Here is a 17,315-nt window from a genome sequence, read left to right as displayed (position 1 = left end):
ATAAATCAGGAAACGGACCGGTAAGATACCGCGATGATCGATCGGCGGAAAAATGAACGCGAAAGGCCGAGACTCGAGTCCTTTACTCCGTCAGCATGCGGCGGAGCACGAGGTGAAGTACGCCGCCGTTTTCGACGTACTTGACTGCGGCGGGGGTGCCGACCTGTGCGGTCACGTCGAACTCGGTCGTCTCGCCGTCGTCGTCCTCGGCGACGACGGTGAGTTCGGCGTTCGGCTCGAGGCCGTCGTCGAGTCCCTTGATGTCGAAGTACTCCGAGCCGTCGAGGCCGAGTTCCTCCCAGCCCTCACCGTCCTCGAACTGCAGCGGCAGGACGCCCATGCCGAGGAGGTTGTCACGGTAGATCCGCTCGTAGCTCTGACCGATGGTCGCGCGGATGCCGAGCAGGTCGGTCCCTTTGGCTGCCCAGTCGCGACTCGAGCCGGTCCCGAGCTCTTCGCCGGCCATGACGATGAGCGGCGTGTCCTCGTCGCGGTAGCGCTCGGAGGCTTCGAAGACGGTGGTCTCTTCTTCGGTCGGGTGGTGAATCGTGTAGCCACCCTCCTTCCCGTCTAACAACTGGTTCTCGATGCGGACGTTCGCGAAGGTGCCACGCATCATGACCTCGTGGTTCCCGCGGCGGGAGCCGTAGGTGTTGAACTCGTACGGTTCGACGCCGCGCTCGGAGAGCCACTGGCCGGCGGGCAGATCCTCGCTGAACGGTCCGGCCGGACTGATGTGGTCGGTCGTGACCGTGTCACCGAGCGTGAGTAAACAGCGCGCGTCCGCGATGTCTTCGACGCCGGGTTCCTCGAGCGGGAAGTCCTGGAAGAACGGCGGCTCGCGGATGTAGGTCGACTCCGAATCCCACTCGTAGACGTCGCCGGTGGGTGCGTCGAGCGCTTCCCAGCGGTCGTCGCCTTCGAAGACGCTCGCGTACTTGTCTTTGAACAGTTCGGCGGAGACGCTCTCGTGGATCGTTTGGCGAACCTCTTCCGGATCCGGCCAGATATCTTCGAGGAAGATTTCCTCGCCGTCGTCGTTCGTGCCGATCGGCTCGGTCTCGAGGTCGATGTCCATCTTGCCCGCGAGGCCGTAGGCGACGACCAGCGGCGGGCTGGCGAGGTAGTTCGCGCGGATTTTCGGGTGGATTCGGGCCTCGAAGTTCCGGTTACCCGAGAGGACGCTGGTCGTCCAGAGGTCGTGTTCGTCGATGGCGGCCTCGATCGGCTCCGCCAGCGGGCCAGCATTACCGATACAGGTCGTACAGCCGTAGCCGACGACGTGGTAGCCCAAGCCCTCGAGGTCCTCGAGCAGGTCGGCCTGTTTGAGGTACTCCGTGACGACCTTGCTGCCGGGTGCGAGACTGGTCTTGACGTAGTCGGGGACGTCGAGGCCCTGTTCGAGTGCGTTGCGTGCGAGCAGGCCGGCCGCGACCATTACGGACGGGTTCGAGGTGTTCGTACAGCTCGTGATCGCGCTGACGAGGACGGAGCCGTGGCCGATCTCGACCTCGGTGCCGTCCTCGAGCGTGACGGGGATCTTCTCGTCGAGTCCGGGCTGTTCTTTCGCGACGAGTCCGCCGTCGCTCTCTGCGGCACCCGAGGGAATGACGCCCTGCTCTTCGAGCAGCGTCGGGAAGTGCTCGTCTAAGTCGCCCATCGGGATGCGAGCGTGGGGCTTCTTGTGGCCCGCGAGGCTGGGCTCGACGGAGCCGAGGTCGAACTCGACCGTCTCGGTAAACTCCGGATCGTGGTCGCCGAACAGGCCCTGTGCTTCCAAATACTCGCGGACGAGTTCGATGTGGTCCTCGTCGCGACCGGTCAGCTCGAGGTAGTCGAGCGTCTTCTCGTCGACGGGGAACATAGAGATTGTACAGCCGTGCTCGGGCGACATGTTCGAGATGGTCGCGCGGTCGGCGACCGAGAGCTGAGAGACGCCGTCGCCGTAGAATTCGACGAACTTGTCGACGACGCCGACTTGGCGGAGCTTCTCCGTGATGTGGAGCACGAGGTCCGTCGCGGTTGCGCCCTCGGGGAGTTCACCCGTGAGTTCGACTCCGACGACCTCGGGGAGGGTCATGGTGATCGGCTGGCCCAGAAGGGCTGCTTCGGCCTCGATCCCGCCGACGCCCCAGCCGACGACGCCGATGCCGTTGATCATCGGCGTGTGGCTGTCCGTGCCGACGAGGGTGTCGGGCAGGAGCCACTGCTCGCCGTCCTCTTCGCGCGCGTGGACGACCTCGCCGAGGTGCTCCAAGTTGACCTGGTGAACGATCCCCGTCCCCGGCGGGACGACGTTGAAGTCCTCGAAGGCCTGTTCGGCCCACTTGATCGCACGATATCGCTCTTCGTTTCGCTCGTACTCGAGTTCGACGTTCTGTTCGTAGGCGTCCTCGCTGCCGAAGTAGTCGACCTGTACGCTGTGGTCGATCACGAGGTCACAGGGCACTTCGGGTTCGACGATCGAGGGGTCCTTGTCCGCGCGGTCCGCGGCCGATCGGAGCGCCGCGAGGTCGACGACCGCCGGAACGCCGGTCAGGTCCTGAAGAACCACGCGGGACGGCTGGAAAGGAACCTCGACGTCCGGAACCTCGGGCTGCCAGGAGGCCGCGTTTTCGACGTCCTGTGCCGAGATCATGTCGCCGTCCGCATTTCGGAGGACCGCCTCGAGCAGCACGCGGATACTCACCGGCAGTTTCTCGAGGTCACAGAGCCCCTGCTCCTCGAGTACTGTGAGATCTGCCATCTTGTACGTCTCGCCGTCGTGTTCAAACTCCCGGATCGCGTCCGAGAACTCATCAATTGCCATAGGGGGACTTCGCACCGGGGGGTTTTGAATCTCCCGAGAATCCGCTGTAACACATACTAATACCCCCGTATTTGACGGTATTGGTGTGTGGTTGTATTCTTAATATTCTATTATGATATGGAGCTGCCGATGCGCAATCGGGAGGAGCTGTCCTGAAAAGGGCGATCCCGTCTAATTGGTTCTGTTGAAACTTCTGGTAGTTGATATATGAAGCGTGCTGAATGCACGGCGCGTAGTCAGCAGTCATACATGGAGGCTGAATAGCGATGTACGAGTGGTTCTGGAATGCAACACGGGGATATTTTCATAACTTGTTATGAGCGTGATTTTGAAACGGATATTTAGCGTTTTCCGTCCGTATACGTACACTTCTCGTTCAAAATGAGTCACCACTTTCGTGGTTCGATGATTGAACCAGCAGTTTTTACATCAATGTGTGTACAGTATTGTGAATATGGGAACAAGCCATACGGCGAATCCAGAATCGGTTTTCAACCGCCCGTCCAACCCGATCGGGTATCTCGCCATTTTCATGGCACTCATAACGGGTATACTACATTTGGTGGCATCGACGAACGCGATCGAAATGAGCCTGCTACTCGCCGTTCTCTTTATCCTCAACGGCCTCGGGTTTATCGGAGGAGCTATTCTTTATGTAACCCGGTTTTGGCGACGGTGGTTGTTCCTCGTCGCGGCACTATACGCGATCGTAACGATTCTGGCACTCTTTCCGGTACAAGGATGGGGAGTAGAAGCCTTCTACATGCAAGGAAACCTCAACCCATTCGCGGTGATCACAAAAGCTGCTGAAGCAGTGCTTGCTGTCTGTGCGACTTATCTTTATCTGACCAGTGGTGGATAATCCAAGCTCCGCGACCGACACCGCTTGACCTCGCTGCTGAACACATTTTCTGAGTCGGCCACGTCGTTTGTAACACGATACAGACAGTGAATTCAGCGTGTGCTGACTCATCCTCTATATTCAGCACGGCTTCGAAAAGCAATCCTCGATCGTAAAGTACCTCCGGGGCAAATGATTCGAGACGTAGAGCGTCTCGTCATCAAGCGAAGCTGTAGGCTTCGCGGACATCGCGAATCTCTGATTCGCTCAGTCACGGGAATCTTCGATTTCCGTACGACCCCAAGGCAGTCGCCCTGGTCTCCCTGTAAATTTCAAAGAGCCGTCCAATTCGATGCCGTCTCACTCGCGACGGGCGTACTCGAGAAACCCGAATCCGTCGCGTTCGTCTCGAGAGACGGTCTCGAACGCGTCTCGATCCCAGTCGGGGAACCGCGTGTCGCCGTCGGGGTCGTCGTGAATCTCGGTCACGACCAACCTATCCAGCGCGGGGAGGAACTGCTCGTAGACGGTCGCGCCGCCGGCGACGAAGAGTCGGTCGGCGTCGTCGTGACGCTCGCGCGCGGCGGCGTCGGCTTTTTCAAGAGCCTCCTCGAGACTCCCTGCGACCACGGCGTTTTCGGGCGTCTCGAGATCGCGGCTCGTCAACACGATCGTCGTCCGGCCCGGCAAGGGCTCGCCGAGGACTTCGAGAATGCCCTCGTAGGTCACCCGCCCCATAATGACGGGGTGGTCCATCGTCGTCTTCTTGAAGTGCTGAAGATCCGCCGGGATGTGCCACGGCATGTCCCCGTCCTTCCCGATGACGCCGTTTTCGGCGACCGCGACGATGCCGACGAGTTCGCGGTCAGTTTCCAGAGCCGGGGATTCGGTCTCGCTCATTCTGCGACCGCGAACTCGAGTCCGTCGTGGGACTCGTAGTCTTCGAGGTGGACATCCTCGTAGCGAAGGTCGTCGATCGAGGTCTCTGCGACCTCGAGCGTCGGGCGCTCGAGCGGCTCTCGAGACAGTTGCTCGAGCAGGCCGGGGACGTGATCGAGGCGCTCGTCGCCGTCGGCTTCGGCGGGTGCCTCGGTCTCGAGCCACTCGCGAACCGCGAGGTAGTCCTCGCTGGCGTCGGCGTCGGCCAGCCGCGTCTGGAGTCCCTCGAGGTTGTCGGCGTACCACTCCCCGCGTGCGCCGCGGCCGCAGTAGACGTGGGCGTCGACGACGGTGTGAGCGAACGTCCCCGGTTCGAAACCGGTCTGCTGGGCGACGACCTTCGTCAGGAGCGCGTAGGCCGCGATGTTGAACGGGACGCCGAGCGCGATGTCGCCCGAACGCTGGGTGAGGTGGCAGTTCAATCGGTCGCCTTGCACGTTGAACACGAAAGAGTAGTGACACGGCGGTAGCGTCGAGACGGCTGCGTTGGCCGGATGCCAGGCGTTGACCACGAGTCGGCGCGAGTTCGGCGAATCGGAAAGCGTGTCGACGATGTATTGCAGTTGGTCGAAGGTCTTCCCCCCGTCGTCCTCCTCAGTCACCCACTGGTGGCTCTCGTCGGGCCACGTCTCGCCCTCGAGTTGCGCTCTCTGTTCGGGAACCGGATACCGTCGCCAGAAGCGGCCGTACGCGGTGTCGAGTCTCCCCTCCTCGTCGGCCCACGCATCCCAGATCTTGGTCTCTTCCCGGAGGGTCTTGATGTGCTCCTCGCCGGAGAGATACCAGCAGACCTCGTGGAGCATCGAGTTCCAACGGTAGCCGTCCATCTGCTTGGTCGTCAAGAGGGGGTACCCCTCCTGCAGATCGACCTCGTAGTGCTCGCTGAAAGCCGAAATCGTGTCGACGCCGGTCCGATTGGGCTTGTACGCGCCCCCGCTGAGAGCCGAGTCGACGAGATCCAGATACTGTTGCATTGTGGCCTCATTTGGAGCGACCCTACATAGTGGATTCGGCACCGGTCGAGTCGCTTCACTTTCACTCCGCTGTCCAAACCCTCTTTGTCGTCCCGCGCGTTCCGACGAGCGATGACCGCTCGAGACGGCGCTACCCTCCTCGCCCTCCCGCCCTCGGCGATCGCCGACCGACACGTCGCGACGCTCGAGGATCTCGAGGCGACCCTCGAGCCCGACGCCGTCTGGGTGCTCGGCCCGTCTCGAGAACCGCAGGCGTTCGCCCGGGCTCGCAGCGCGTTCGACGCGCCGGCGTTTCACCCGCCGCTCGAGACCGGCGGCGAGGCTCCGTTTCACCGACAGGAAATCGCCGGTGGTACCCTCGAGATCGCCGTGGCTACCGGAATCAGGTCCCTCGACCCACAGTCGAAGAGCGTCTCGAATGTGCTCGCTGAACACCCCGGTATCGTTGCGCTCGTCTGCGACGACGTGACGACGACCGTACGCCCGACGGCCCTCGAGACGACCCTCGAAGGCGCAGCGACACTCGCTGCGGCGTTGCCGACTGGTCAAGTCACGACCGTCCTGACGGGCAGCGAGCCGGCGGGATACGACGAGTTGTGGCACCTTGAGGCGGAAACGGGCGCTGTCCGCGGCGTCGATCACGACCTGATCGGCGCTCTCGAGCCACTCGACGAGGACTGTGTCTCCGTTCGCGTCCAGGGGGCAGGTCCCGTCGAGGGATACAACCAGCGACAGTCGATCGCGAGTCTAACGCTCACCATCGACGGAATCGAGGGCGTCGAGACGCACAAGATCACCAACTTCGGCCTCGAGGCCGTCTCCGGAATCGGCCCGAAGACGGCCGAGCGACTCGCCGATCGCGGAGTGACGAGCCGCACAGAACTCCTCGAGACCCCCGTCCAGACGCTGGCCGCCCTCCCGGGCGTGGGCCAGACAGGAGCGCGGACGATGCACCGGCACGCGACGGTCCTCGAGACGGGCGAACCGCATCGGCTCACGGACGAATCTCTGCCCGGCGAGAGCTGGCACACGCCTCCGCTCTGCGTCGACATCGAGACCGACGGGCTCTCACCGACGATCATCTGGCAGGTCGGCGTCTACGATCCCGCGACGGACGAGTACCGCGCGTTCGTCGAGCGGGACGATCCGTCCGACCCGGGATCGGTTCTCGAAGCCTTCTGTGACTGGCTGCTGGGCGTCCACCCCAATCGAGCGCTGCTCACGTGGAACGGCTGGCGGTTCGACTACCGACACCTCGGAGCGTTCATCGCCCGTCACGTTCCCTACTACGTCGACGAGTGGGAGTCGATCCCCAAGTTCGATCTCTATCTCTGGGCCGTCGCCAACGACAACGCGCTCCTGCCCGGGCGGACGAACAAACTCGAGGCTGTTTCGGACGCGCTCGATTACGAGGATGCCGGTACCGGGCTCGACGGCGCCCAGACGGCGGCGGCCTACCAGCGATTCGTGCGAACGGGCGAGCCACTCGAGTGGGATCGCCACGAGGACTACTGCGAGGACGACTGTCGGGCGCTGTGGCACGTCTACGAGTGTCTTCGGGACGCGCCGCGGGCCGAATTACCTTCGCTCTCGGACTCCGAGGCCAACGAGCGTCGGACGGCCACGGAAACCACCGACGCGGACTCGTCGGATAGACCGGCGGCCTCGCGTCCCTCGAACGACACCGACGACGGCGAACAGACCGGATTGAGTGATTTCTAACGATGAGCGAACACCACCCAGACGAACAGGCGAACGTCCCGGTCACCGGCGACGAACTGGTCGACACCTTCCCAGGCTACCGAAACGACCAGGACATCTCACTCCTCGAGCGATCCGGTCGACCCGCCAAGACGGTGCCGAGTGCGGATGTCCTTCGGCCCGAACTCGCCGGCCCGCTCGAGCACGATCTCTACACCCACCAGGCCGACGCGCTCGAGGCGCTCGCACGCGACGAAAACGTTTGCGTCGCGACCAGTACCTCCTCCGGAAAGACACGCGTTTACGCGGTCCAAATTGCTCGGAACTACCTCGAGGCGCGGGCTCGAGGCGGGGAGTCCACCGCGTACCTGCTGTATCCGACGAAAGCGCTCTCCAGGGATCAGGAACGGAGTTTGAACGATCTCTTCGACGAGTTGGGCCTCGAGATCACGGTCCGGGTCTACGACGGCGACACCGAACGGGGCCAGAATCGCAAGCAGATCCGCGAGGAAGCCGATGTCATCATCACGAACTTCGCGGGCGTGAACACCTACCTCCACGACCACGACCGCTGGGCGCGCTTTCTCTCGTCGTGTGAGTTGCTGGTGATCGACGAGTCCCACACCTACACCGGCGTCCACGGCATGCACGTCGCGTGGATCGTCCGGCGGCTGAAACGGGTGCTTTCGTACTACGACGCCGATCCCCAGTACGTCCTCACGAGCGCGACGATCGGCAATCCAGGCGAACACTCCGCCGCGCTGGTCGACGAACCCGTCACCGTGGTCGACGAGGACGGCTCCCCGGCGGGCCCGCGGGATCTGGTGCTCTGGAATCCACCGGTACGGGCACGAGACGACTCGACTGACGACCGAGACGAGTGGCGAAAGGAAGACACAGACGACGAGCGAGAAGCCGAAGACGCCGTTCTCGAGCGCGTCCCAGCCACCGTCGAGGCCCCGCGGCTACTCTCGCATCTGACCTATCAGGACGCCCAAACGCTGCTGTTTACTCCCTCGAGAAAGCTCGCCGAACTCTCCGTCAAGCGCGCGTCGAAACACCGCCACGACAACCACTACTACACGAATCCCGACCGCGGGAGTGCAATCGAACCCTACCACGCCGGCCACTCGCGAAAGAAACGCCACGGCACCGAACATCAGCTCAAGACAGGGATTCTTGACGGCGTGGCTTCGACGAACGCCCTCGAGTTGGGGATCGACATCGGTGCGATGGACGCGACGGTCCAGTTGGGCTACCCTGGCCAGCGCCAATCGTTCTGGCAGCAGATCGGTCGGGCGGGCCGGGGTGCGAAGCGGGCCCTCTCGGTGCTCGTCGCCGAACACCGCACGCTCGACCAGTACGTGGTGAACAATCCGGACTACCTGCTCGAGAACGACGTCGAGGACGCCGTGGTCGACATCGACAACGACGCGGTCTTCGCTCAGCACCTGCGCTGTGCGGCCGACGAACTCGCGGTCGACGAGTCGGACGCTGGCGGGTTCGCCGACCGCGAGCGCCTCGAGCGAGCCGTCGAGATGTGGCGACGCGCAGGGCAGTTGACGGGGGCACTCGAGACCGGCGTTTCCTACGCGGGGCCGCCACGTCCCCAGCAGTCAATCTCGCTGTACGCGACGGCGGGCGAGGAGTACGAGGTGGAACTCGCCGACGGCGTCGACAGGGAGGCGGATCCGGAGATGGAACCGCTCGCGAAGGAACGCGTTCTGCGGGACTTCCACGAGGGCGCGGTCAGACTCCATCAGGGCCAGCAGTACGAAATTATCGATGTCGACCACGGCTCGCCGCGGCCCTCGGTCACGCTCCGGCCGACGAATGTAGAGTACTATACGCGCACGCGAACCGACGTGACCGTCCTCGACGCCGTCTCCGAGGAGTCCCGCGATATCGGGGACTTTACCCTGCACTTCGGGAGCGGCCGGGTACTGGTCTATCACGGCACCTACGACAAGGTTGCGATCCACGGCGGGAAAAAGAAAGAGCAGTCAATCCCGACCGAGAACCCGCCGTTGTCGATGGAGACGCAACTGTGCTGGCTCGAGGTGCCCCAGACCGTCGAGCGCGCGCTGATAGAGAAATATCGATCTCACTCGGTGCCCGAACTCGAGGACGGCCTCGCTGGGACGGCCCACCTCGGTTACGCGGGCGGGCTCCACGCCGCAGAGCACGCGACGATCGGCGTGGCCCCGCTCGAGTTGATGGTCGACAAGCGGGATCTGGGCGGGCTGGCGACGCTGACGATCGACTCGCATCTCGATCAGGAGGTCGACGCGAACGGCGACGCGGATCCCCAGTTCGGCGCTTCGGGAGGCGACGGCGACGCCCCCCAAAACATCGCCGCCGCCGAGGCGACGGTACGAGAGATCGCGGGTGGCCTCGAGCGAACGCCCGCGAGCGGCTGGTTCATCTACGACGGCATCGAGGGCGGTCTCGGGTTCGCGCGAGCGATCTACGAGAACTACGAGGCCGTCGCAACACGGGCTCGAGAGCTGATCGCGGACTGCGACTGCGGGAACGCCGGCGGCTGTCCGGCCTGCGTGATGGACGAACAGTGTGGCAACGACAATCAGCCGCTGCATCGCGGGGCTGCGGTGGACGTCCTGGACCAGTTGCTCGGGAACGAGGATGTCGACGCACTCGAGGAGTATCTCCCCGATGAGGAGTACGGTGGCGACCGGCGGCCGCCGCTGTTCTACGCCTGAGTTCGTATCACAGAAGTAATGTCCCCGCAGACACATTAATGAGCTATGTCCGCCCTCCGTTCCGCGCTGCTCGAGTGGAATGCGGATCGAGTTAGCAGGATCCTCGTGGCCGGACTGGCGGTGTATCTGGCGGCACGAGTAACGGACGAGGTCCTCGTCGGGTTGGGGGCCGCCGTTCTGTTCGCCGTCGTCCTCGACCTCTCGTGGACGATAGCGAATCGGGTCGGCAGTGAGTCCTGAGAACGCAGACATATCCACGACCGTGGCTAGTTTTCGCTCGGAGAAAGAGCAACGCTTACAGGTTCGTGCGTTCCGCTATCGACCATGCGAGAGCACGTGCTCCTGATCGGCGGCGGTGGCCGCGAACACGCTATCGCTCGCGCGTTAGCGGACAGTGAGGCCGACCTCTACGCCTGCGCGGGGAACCGAAACCCGGGGATCGCTCGGATCGCGACCGAGTTCGAGACGCTCGAGACGACGAACCCGAAGGCCGTCGTCGACTACGCCGAGGACGTCGATGCGACGATCGCCGTCATCGGTCCCGAGGCGCCCCTCGAGGCCGGCGTCGCGGACGAACTCGAGGCCGCGGGCATCTACCCGTTCGGCCCGAAGGAGGATGACGCTCGGATCGAGACGGACAAGGCCTTCCAGCGCCGGTTCATGGAAGAACACGGCATCCCGGGCTGTCCCGACTTCAAGACCTTCGACGATATGGAGGCCGCGTGTGACTTCATCGACGACTACGACGGCGATCTGGTTATCAAACCAGCCGGTCTCACGGGTGGGAAGGGCGTCAAAGTCATCGGCGATCAGGTCACGCCCGAGGAGGGGAAGGCATACATTCGGGACTCCGACTACGATCGGATCGTCTTAGAGGAGCGACTCATCGGCGAGGAAATTACTATCCAGGCGCTCGTCGCCAACGAAGCCTTCGAGACCGCCCCCGCCGTCCAGGACCACAAACGCGCCTACGAGGGCGACGAGGGTCCAAATACGGGCGGGATGGGCAGTTACTCAGACGCGACGAACGAGTTGCCGTTCATGACCGAAGCGGACTACGAGGAAGCCGTCTCGATCATCGAGGCGACCGTCGACGCTCTCGACGACTATCGCGGAATTCTGTACGGCCAGTTCATGCTTACCAGCGAGGGCCCGAAAGTCATCGAGTTCAACGCCCGCTTCGGCGACCCCGAGGCGATGAACACCCTGCCCGTCCTCGAGACCGATTTCCTCGACGTGTTGACGGCCGCTCGAGACGGTGAGGCCCCGCCGGAACTCGAGTTCGCCGACCAGGCCACTGTCTGCAAGTACGCCGTGCCGGAGGGCTATCCGACGGACCCCGAGGCGGGAGCGAAGGTGCAGGTCGATGAAGAGAGCGCCGGCGACGCCTTACTCTACTACGCCAGCGTGGACGAACGCGACGACGGCATCTACACGACGACCTCGCGCTCGTTCGCCGTCGTCGGTCTCGCGGACTCGATCACCGAGGCCGAGGAAATCGCGGAGGACGCCCTCGCGGTCGCCGGCGACGAGGGACTGCACATGCGCCACGACATCGGCAAACCGGACCTCGTCCAGCGGCGGATCGATCACATGAACGAACTCCGCGGAGAATAGTTCGACCGGCCGGTGACGGCGTCTCGCCGATAGAATTCGGACTATTCCTCGCTCGGCCCCTGTTCGTACTCGTCGTCGAACTCGTCTCTCTCTTCGATCGACGACTCCACGTCCGACTGGACGGTGCCGATGTCGACGTTCGAGCGCAGTTGCTCTCTATCGATCGCCTCGTCGATCGTTCCGACATTCGTGACGGCTTGCACCCCATCCTGATCGATCGCCGCCTCGAGCGATTCGGCGTCGATAGCTGCGCCGAGTGAGTCTTCGTCAGCTTCCGTCGCGGCCTGCAGGGCGCGCCGGACGGCGACGTAGCCGAGCAGGACGGCCCCGCCCGAGGCGACCGCTCCCGGGACGCCGTAGCGTTTGTAGCCGAACGACACCGCCTTTTTGCCGACCGAGAGTGCTCCGAGCATCGTACCACGCGTTCACACGGGAGCGAAAAGAGGCCGAGGCTTTCGTACGACGACCGGGAGCAGCGTGCGGACTCGAGTTCTAGATGACGACGATAATCGACGCCAGCGCGCCGCCGACGAGGAGCAGTGCACTGTAGGCTGCGACCTGTTTTCGAAAGTCGTGGTTCGGCGACGTCGACGCGAGCAGCGTCTTGACCAGGATGCTCGAGACGGTCGCGAGTAGGATGGCGATGGTCGCCTCGGCCGCACCCAGTTGCCCGCCGCGGTAGAGGACGACGGCCGAGGTTGTCGCGCCCGCACTCGAGACGAAGCCGCTCGCGACCGCCGTCGCGTAGAAGCCGAGCGTGCCGAACCAGGTCTCCGCGAGCGACCCGAAGACGAGCACGACGAGGAAGACGGCGCCGAACGCGAGCGCGTTCTTCATCGAGAACGGACTCTCGAGTTCGATCGGCCCTGACTCGCGCCAGTCGGCGGTCGTGGCCGCGATGGTGAACGCGATTACGATGACCGCCCCGAGCGGGATGATCGCCTCGAAGAGAACGTCGGAACCGCTGTCAATCGTAAAGCCGACCGCGATAGCGAGGTTTCGCGCGGCCATCGCCGCGTTCGCGAGTAAGATTGCGGCGACGGCGTACGACGCCGCTTCGGGACGCTGACGGACGTGATCGAGCATCGTCCCGACGACGGCCGTCGAGGAGGCCAGCCCGCCGAAGAAACCGGTCACCGCGATCCCTCGGCCGCCGTAGGTCGAGACGATCGCGTAGTTGACGATCCCGATTCCGGCGACGGCGACGACCATCAGCCAGATCACCTGTGGCTCGAGCGGGATAACGATCCCGGCGATTTCGGGGCTCCACTCGGCGGGCAACAGCGGATAAACGACGAACGCGAGGATGGCGAACTCGGTCGTCGAGCGCATCTCCTCGCGGGAGAGGCCCCACGCGAACTCGTGAAGTTCGCGCTTGAGGACGAGCAACAGCGACGAGAGCACGGCGACCGTGACGCCCTCGAGGATGAACCCGGCGGCGACCAGTGCGCCGATCCCATAGGCGACGAGCATCGACACCGAAGTCGTCAGCGAGAGCCCGGTTTCGCCGTCCTCGTCCAACAGCCCTTGCACGGCCAGCAACACGCCCTGAACGATGACGAGGAGGCCACCGAGCACGAGCAGTCCTTCACCGATCTCGGTTTCAGATGCTAACAGGGTGAAGACGGCGCCGAGGAGGCTGATCAGCGAGAACGTCCGGATCCCGGCCGACTTCTGGGACCATTCGCGCTCGAGACCGAGGAACATCCCGAGCGCTCCGGCCAGCGCAAGCCGGACGACGGTCTCGTCCAGCGGCGCGTCCGCGAGCTGTAACGTAACCTCGTTCACTCCCGAACGTTCACCACGAGCATACATAAGCGGCCTGCCGGAGTCGTCGGTGTCGACGCCTCTTGCTGCAAACCGGCGATAGTGATAGTGACGGTCGGTCGGCAGCGTCGCACTACGCCACCGATCACGTACAGGATCGTTCGAGCACTACTCTGACTCCTCGTGCAATCGCCGCCCGTCCTGCGGACAGTACTCGAAGGACGCTTTCGTGGTCCGGAACGAACACGCCGGACACCGTTTCGTCGTTCGCCGACGGGACCGCTCGGCCGTCCCGTTCGAGCGGCCCCACCCGAAGACGAACGGAACGAACGGGAGGAACAGAAAGAACAGAATTGTCTCAAAGTACACCCAGGCAGCGACGCTCACTGCCAGTCCGCACAGCAATCCCACGGTCGCGGTGGTCGTTCGTGACCGTACCACGGCCTACAGTTCGACGTACTGTCCTTCCCAGTCGCGACGGGCCTCGAGTTCGCGTCGGCCGCGACGCGTGAGCGTGTAGAAGTTGGTCCGCCGGTCGCGCCGTCCCTTCTCGACGAGTCCTTTGTCGACGAGCGTATCGAGGTTCGGGTAGAGCCGGCCGTGATGGATCTCCTTCTCGTAATACTGCTCGAGTTCCTCTTTGATTGCCAGTCCGTGGGGCTCATCCTCGCCGGCGATAACGTACAGCAGGTCGCGCTGGAATCCTGTCAGGTCGTACATTGGGAAAGTACCAATTGCACTTACTGTCGAATTTTAATAAGGCTATCGGGTTGTTTCGATGGAAACCGGGATATTACCGTCGAGAATCGATTTCTGGAGCAAAACCGAATGATAACGGCTATGATGGGTTCTCGGCGGAAGTTAGGTAACGTGCGGTTCATGTTTACAGTCCAGTCAAATCATTTCGGTATTATTATAATAGCGAGACGTGAATCTCGCCGCTCGAATCGTCGCGCGTTCGCCGACGAACGAGGCTAGCGCTGTTCGGTTTGTAGCCGTTGAAACAGGAAAGCAAATCGCGTGGCGGAAAAATGCCACGCGATCGCTTGCCGCCCTGAATTGGTCCCCGCTGACGCTTCGGCCCTCCAAGCGAAGCGTCAGGTGAACGATTTTGCCGAGTGTACTTAAAGGTAACGACACCGACCGGGCTGATGATACGTCTGCTTTTCCGAACGATTAGATGTGCTCCTCCTCGAGGACCCAGCCGATCGCCCGTTTGTAGTAGGTAAACATCTCTCTGACACCGTCGTGGCGCATTTCCTCGCTCTCGAGGTGCTCGGTGAGGTACTCGTACTGCTCGCGGATTTCTTCTTCGTCTCGCATGGGTAGTCGATACGCGTGCGGAACAGAAAAAAGGTCGCCGTGACCGGGCTTGCCGGACCGGAATCCACCGACAGGCGTTCGATGACAGTGCAACAGCCGTCACCAGCGACGAGCATCACTCGTTCGAAACGGGGAGTAACAGTCGGTGTCGATGGACCAACACCGGATTAGGATCGTTCCTCGAGACTGTTCCCGTCGCTTTCACCCTGAAGCCGCCGGTTTCGATCCAACAACAGTTGTGCAAACAGTTCACAAGAACTGTTCGACGCAGGGTGGCTCACGATCGATGCCTCGAACGTCACGGGAACCACTTCCGTTCCGACCCCGAAACAGTCTGTTCCGAGGAGCTATTCAGACAGCAGCCGCTGGCCGATCGATCGTGCGAAAAAATCGATGAGACACGGCAGCCGGTCAGTCAATCGGCTGCCCGAATTCGTGCGGTTCCGCGACGTGCGCTCGAGTGTCGACAGCTCTCCCGATCAGAGTCCGTCGTCTTCGTCGTCGTCCTCGTCATCGTCGTCGTCGTCCATCAGATCGTCGTCATCCTCGTCATCGTCGTCGTCGTCCTCGGCTTCCTCGCCGAGCGTCAGCGTCAGTTCCTCGTCGTCGCCGTCGATCTCGACGTCGTCCTCGGCTTCCTCGCCGTCGTGTTCGGCGGTGACCGTGTACTCGCCGTCCTCGAGATCTTCGAACTCGACTTCCCCGTCCTCGTCGGTCTCCTCCTCGAGCGGGAAGTCGTGTTCTTCGTCGTCGTCCATCAGGTCGTCGTCTTCCTCGTCGTCATCGTCCTCCTCGTCTTCGTCGTCGTCCATCAGATCGTCATCTTCCTCGTCGTCGTCGTCCTGAATGGACGCGTCAGTTTCGGCTTCCTCTTCGTCGTCTTCGTCCTCGTCGTCGTCCATCAGGTCGTCGTCTTCTTCGTCGTCCTCGTCATCGTCGTCGAGGAGGTCGTCGTCGGCCTCGTCGAGTTCGACGGTCGCGCCTTCGGCGGGCTCGCCGTCTTCATCTTCGACGGTGACTGTCAACGTATAGGTCTCGGCGTCGTCCTCTTCTTCCTCTTCGTCATCCTCCATTGGATCGTCTTCTTCTTCTTCTTCCGGCTCTTCCTCCTCAGGCTCGTCGTCGTCCATCTCCGGATCTTCTTCTTCCTCTTCGTCACCGGGGCCCTCATCGGCACAGCCAGCGAGGACGAGTGCACTTGCGGTACCTGCTGCGGCAACGAACTTGCGTCGGTTCAGTTCTGAATCGGACATATCTCTGGATAGGACCTTTCCGTTGGTTTCAGTGCGGCCTGCAACTGCCGCCCGTTAATGACGTGTTGAACGTAACCACAGAACGCGTGACCGTCATCGGGCGAGAATCGTTCGGCGGGTAACTCCCGCTGGACCGGTGAAATCGTCAGTCAGGAGACGACGTTCGCGAGGCCTCCGTTCGTGGATCGATGTCGAAGCCGTCTATCGATTGAGTATCGGTTAGCGCCGTAGAGTACGACCGCCGACGCATTCATAACATAGTTGTAGGGTCAGTGCAATGTTCACGTCGTGAAGCGTCGGATCGCCCTCGGTTTCGTGTTCGCCGTCGCCCTCCTCGCCCTCCTCGTTCGCGCCGTCGGTAGTCAGGACATCGTCGCGGAACTGTCGAAGGCCAACTTTCGATTGTTGGGTCTGGGGCTTCTCTCCGGACTGCTCGCACTGACCTTTCGCGGGCTGGTCTGGGAGCGATTTATTTCTCTGGTGGACGATACGATGCCCCGCAGTCGAATCGCCGGCATCTTTCTGACGGCGATGTTCGTCAAGTACGCGACGCCGTACGGCCAGCTCGCGACGGAGCCGTTCGTCGCTTATCTGGTCTCGCGCGACGGTGAGATGGCCTACGAGGACGGACTCGCGAGTATCATCTCCGCCGATCTGCTGAACTACGTCCCCTACTACACGTTCGGCTTTCTGGCCCTCGGGATGATCGCCGCCGGTGGCGCAATCGGAACCGGAATGAGCACCCAGCTCACCGCGTTCGCTGTTCTGTTCGTCGTCGTCGCGTCACTCGTATTCGTCGGCGTCCGTCGACCGATCGTCGTCTACAGGCTCGTCCTCGGGATCGCCGGAGTCGGTCGTCGCATCGTCGGTCGATTTACCGACCGGTTCGATCAACAGCTCTCTGACGGTGCCGTTCGGTCGCGACTGGACGGGTTCTATACGACGGTCGAGACGATAACCGCGGACAAACGGACCCTCGTAATCGCGTCCGTCTACGCCCACCTCGGCATGGCATTCCTGATGCTCCCGGTGTATATCGGCGCGATCGCACTGGGCTATCACCTCACGCTTCCCGTCGTCGCTATCGTCGTCGCGCTCGGAAAACTCGGATCAGTCGTCCCCTCTCCCGGCGGGACCGGCGGTGTCGAGGCGATCGTGACGGCCGGACTCACCACACTCGGGTCGCTCGAGCCAGCCGCTGCCCTGACCGTCGCACTCATCTATCGGCTCAGTACGTACTGGCTCACGATCGGGGTCGGCGGCATCTCCGCGGCCGGATTGTTCATCAGGGGGCGGTAGTCCCGTCGAAAGCGGTGCTCAACTCGAGCCGACGGGCGCAGGCCAGAGCGCTGCAAGTCCAAGCGCTCGACT

Annotated in this window: 14 protein-coding genes; 6 read left to right on the top strand and 8 right to left on the bottom strand. The window is 62.7% G+C overall.

Going from position 1 to position 17,315, the window contains the following annotated elements; genetic code table 11:
- Positions 1-82: 82 nt before the first annotated feature.
- Entirely contained in the window at positions 83-2,809 is a 2,727-nt protein-coding gene (gene acnA, locus NATTI_RS0100975; RefSeq protein WP_006091562.1) for an aconitate hydratase AcnA, read from the bottom strand.
- A gap of 454 nt (positions 2,810-3,263) precedes the next feature.
- Between acnA and NATTI_RS0100970 the strand changes: the two genes are divergently transcribed.
- Complete coding sequence (locus tag NATTI_RS0100970; RefSeq protein ID WP_027119020.1) at positions 3,264-3,671, top strand: DUF7475 family protein; 408 nt, start codon at positions 3,264-3,266, stop codon at positions 3,669-3,671.
- Between the two features lie 339 nt (positions 3,672-4,010).
- Here NATTI_RS0100970 and NATTI_RS0100965 read toward each other — a convergent pair whose 3' ends face one another.
- Entirely contained in the window at positions 4,011-4,550 is a 540-nt protein-coding gene (locus tag NATTI_RS0100965) for a dihydrofolate reductase (RefSeq protein ID WP_006091558.1), read from the bottom strand.
- On the bottom strand, positions 4,547-5,563 hold the full coding sequence (gene thyA, locus NATTI_RS0100960) for a thymidylate synthase (RefSeq protein WP_006091556.1): 1,017 nt from the start codon (positions 5,561-5,563) through the stop codon (positions 4,547-4,549). The genes NATTI_RS0100965 and thyA overlap by 4 nt, the downstream gene beginning before the upstream one ends.
- Before the next feature lie 111 nt (positions 5,564-5,674).
- Between thyA and NATTI_RS0100955 the strand changes: the two genes are divergently transcribed.
- From NATTI_RS0100955 to purD, 4 genes are all read left to right on the top strand, one after another.
- Positions 5,675-7,285 carry a ribonuclease H-like domain-containing protein gene (locus NATTI_RS0100955; protein WP_006091553.1) on the top strand — a complete coding sequence of 537 codons (1,611 nt, stop codon included), beginning with the start codon at positions 5,675-5,677 and terminating at the stop codon, positions 7,283-7,285.
- Positions 7,286-7,287: 2 nt separating this feature from the next.
- A complete protein-coding gene (locus tag NATTI_RS0100950) occupies positions 7,288-9,984 on the top strand; it encodes a DEAD/DEAH box helicase (RefSeq protein ID WP_006091551.1) in 2,697 nt (898 codons plus the stop codon).
- Positions 9,985-10,029: 45 nt separating this feature from the next.
- Positions 10,030-10,224 (top strand): hypothetical protein, encoded by a 195-nt coding sequence (locus tag NATTI_RS0100945; protein ID WP_006091549.1) that lies wholly within the window; start codon positions 10,030-10,032, stop codon positions 10,222-10,224.
- An 84-nt stretch (positions 10,225-10,308) separates the two neighbouring features.
- Positions 10,309-11,601: a phosphoribosylamine--glycine ligase gene (gene purD, locus NATTI_RS0100940; RefSeq protein WP_006091547.1), complete on the top strand. Its 1,293-nt coding sequence runs from the start codon at positions 10,309-10,311 to the stop codon at positions 11,599-11,601.
- Positions 11,602-11,642: 41 nt separating this feature from the next.
- Here purD and NATTI_RS0100935 read toward each other — a convergent pair whose 3' ends face one another.
- The 5 genes from NATTI_RS0100935 to NATTI_RS26350 all read right to left on the bottom strand — a co-directional run bounded on the left by NATTI_RS0100935 (position 11,643) and on the right by NATTI_RS26350 (position 15,944).
- Entirely contained in the window at positions 11,643-12,014 is a 372-nt protein-coding gene (locus NATTI_RS0100935; protein ID WP_006091545.1) for a hypothetical protein, read from the bottom strand.
- Between the two features lie 79 nt (positions 12,015-12,093).
- Positions 12,094-13,389, bottom strand: coding sequence for an MgtC/SapB family protein (locus NATTI_RS0100930; RefSeq protein WP_006091543.1), 1,296 nt, complete (start codon positions 13,387-13,389; stop codon positions 12,094-12,096).
- Between the two features lie 423 nt (positions 13,390-13,812).
- Positions 13,813-14,088 carry a PadR family transcriptional regulator gene (locus NATTI_RS0100920; protein WP_006091540.1) on the bottom strand — a complete coding sequence of 92 codons (276 nt, stop codon included), beginning with the start codon at positions 14,086-14,088 and terminating at the stop codon, positions 13,813-13,815.
- A 456-nt stretch (positions 14,089-14,544) separates the two neighbouring features.
- Positions 14,545-14,691, bottom strand: coding sequence for a hypothetical protein (locus tag NATTI_RS26355; RefSeq protein WP_006091539.1), 147 nt, complete (start codon positions 14,689-14,691; stop codon positions 14,545-14,547).
- 479 nt (positions 14,692-15,170) lie between these two features.
- Positions 15,171-15,944, bottom strand: a complete 774-nt coding sequence (locus NATTI_RS26350; protein WP_006091537.1) for a hypothetical protein — start codon at positions 15,942-15,944, stop codon at positions 15,171-15,173.
- A 288-nt stretch (positions 15,945-16,232) separates the two neighbouring features.
- Here NATTI_RS26350 and NATTI_RS0100900 point away from each other — a divergent pair, with 288 nt between their 5' ends.
- A complete protein-coding gene (locus NATTI_RS0100900) occupies positions 16,233-17,243 on the top strand; it encodes a lysylphosphatidylglycerol synthase transmembrane domain-containing protein (protein WP_019991532.1) in 1,011 nt (336 codons plus the stop codon).
- The last annotated feature ends 72 nt before the right edge of the window (positions 17,244-17,315 follow it).

The organism is Natronorubrum tibetense GA33 (genome assembly GCF_000383975.1).
Lineage (GTDB): Archaea > Halobacteriota > Halobacteria > Halobacteriales > Natrialbaceae > Natronorubrum > Natronorubrum tibetense.
The sequence above is the reverse complement of the archived record's forward strand: the minus strand, read 5'-3'. Positions and strand labels throughout refer to the sequence as shown.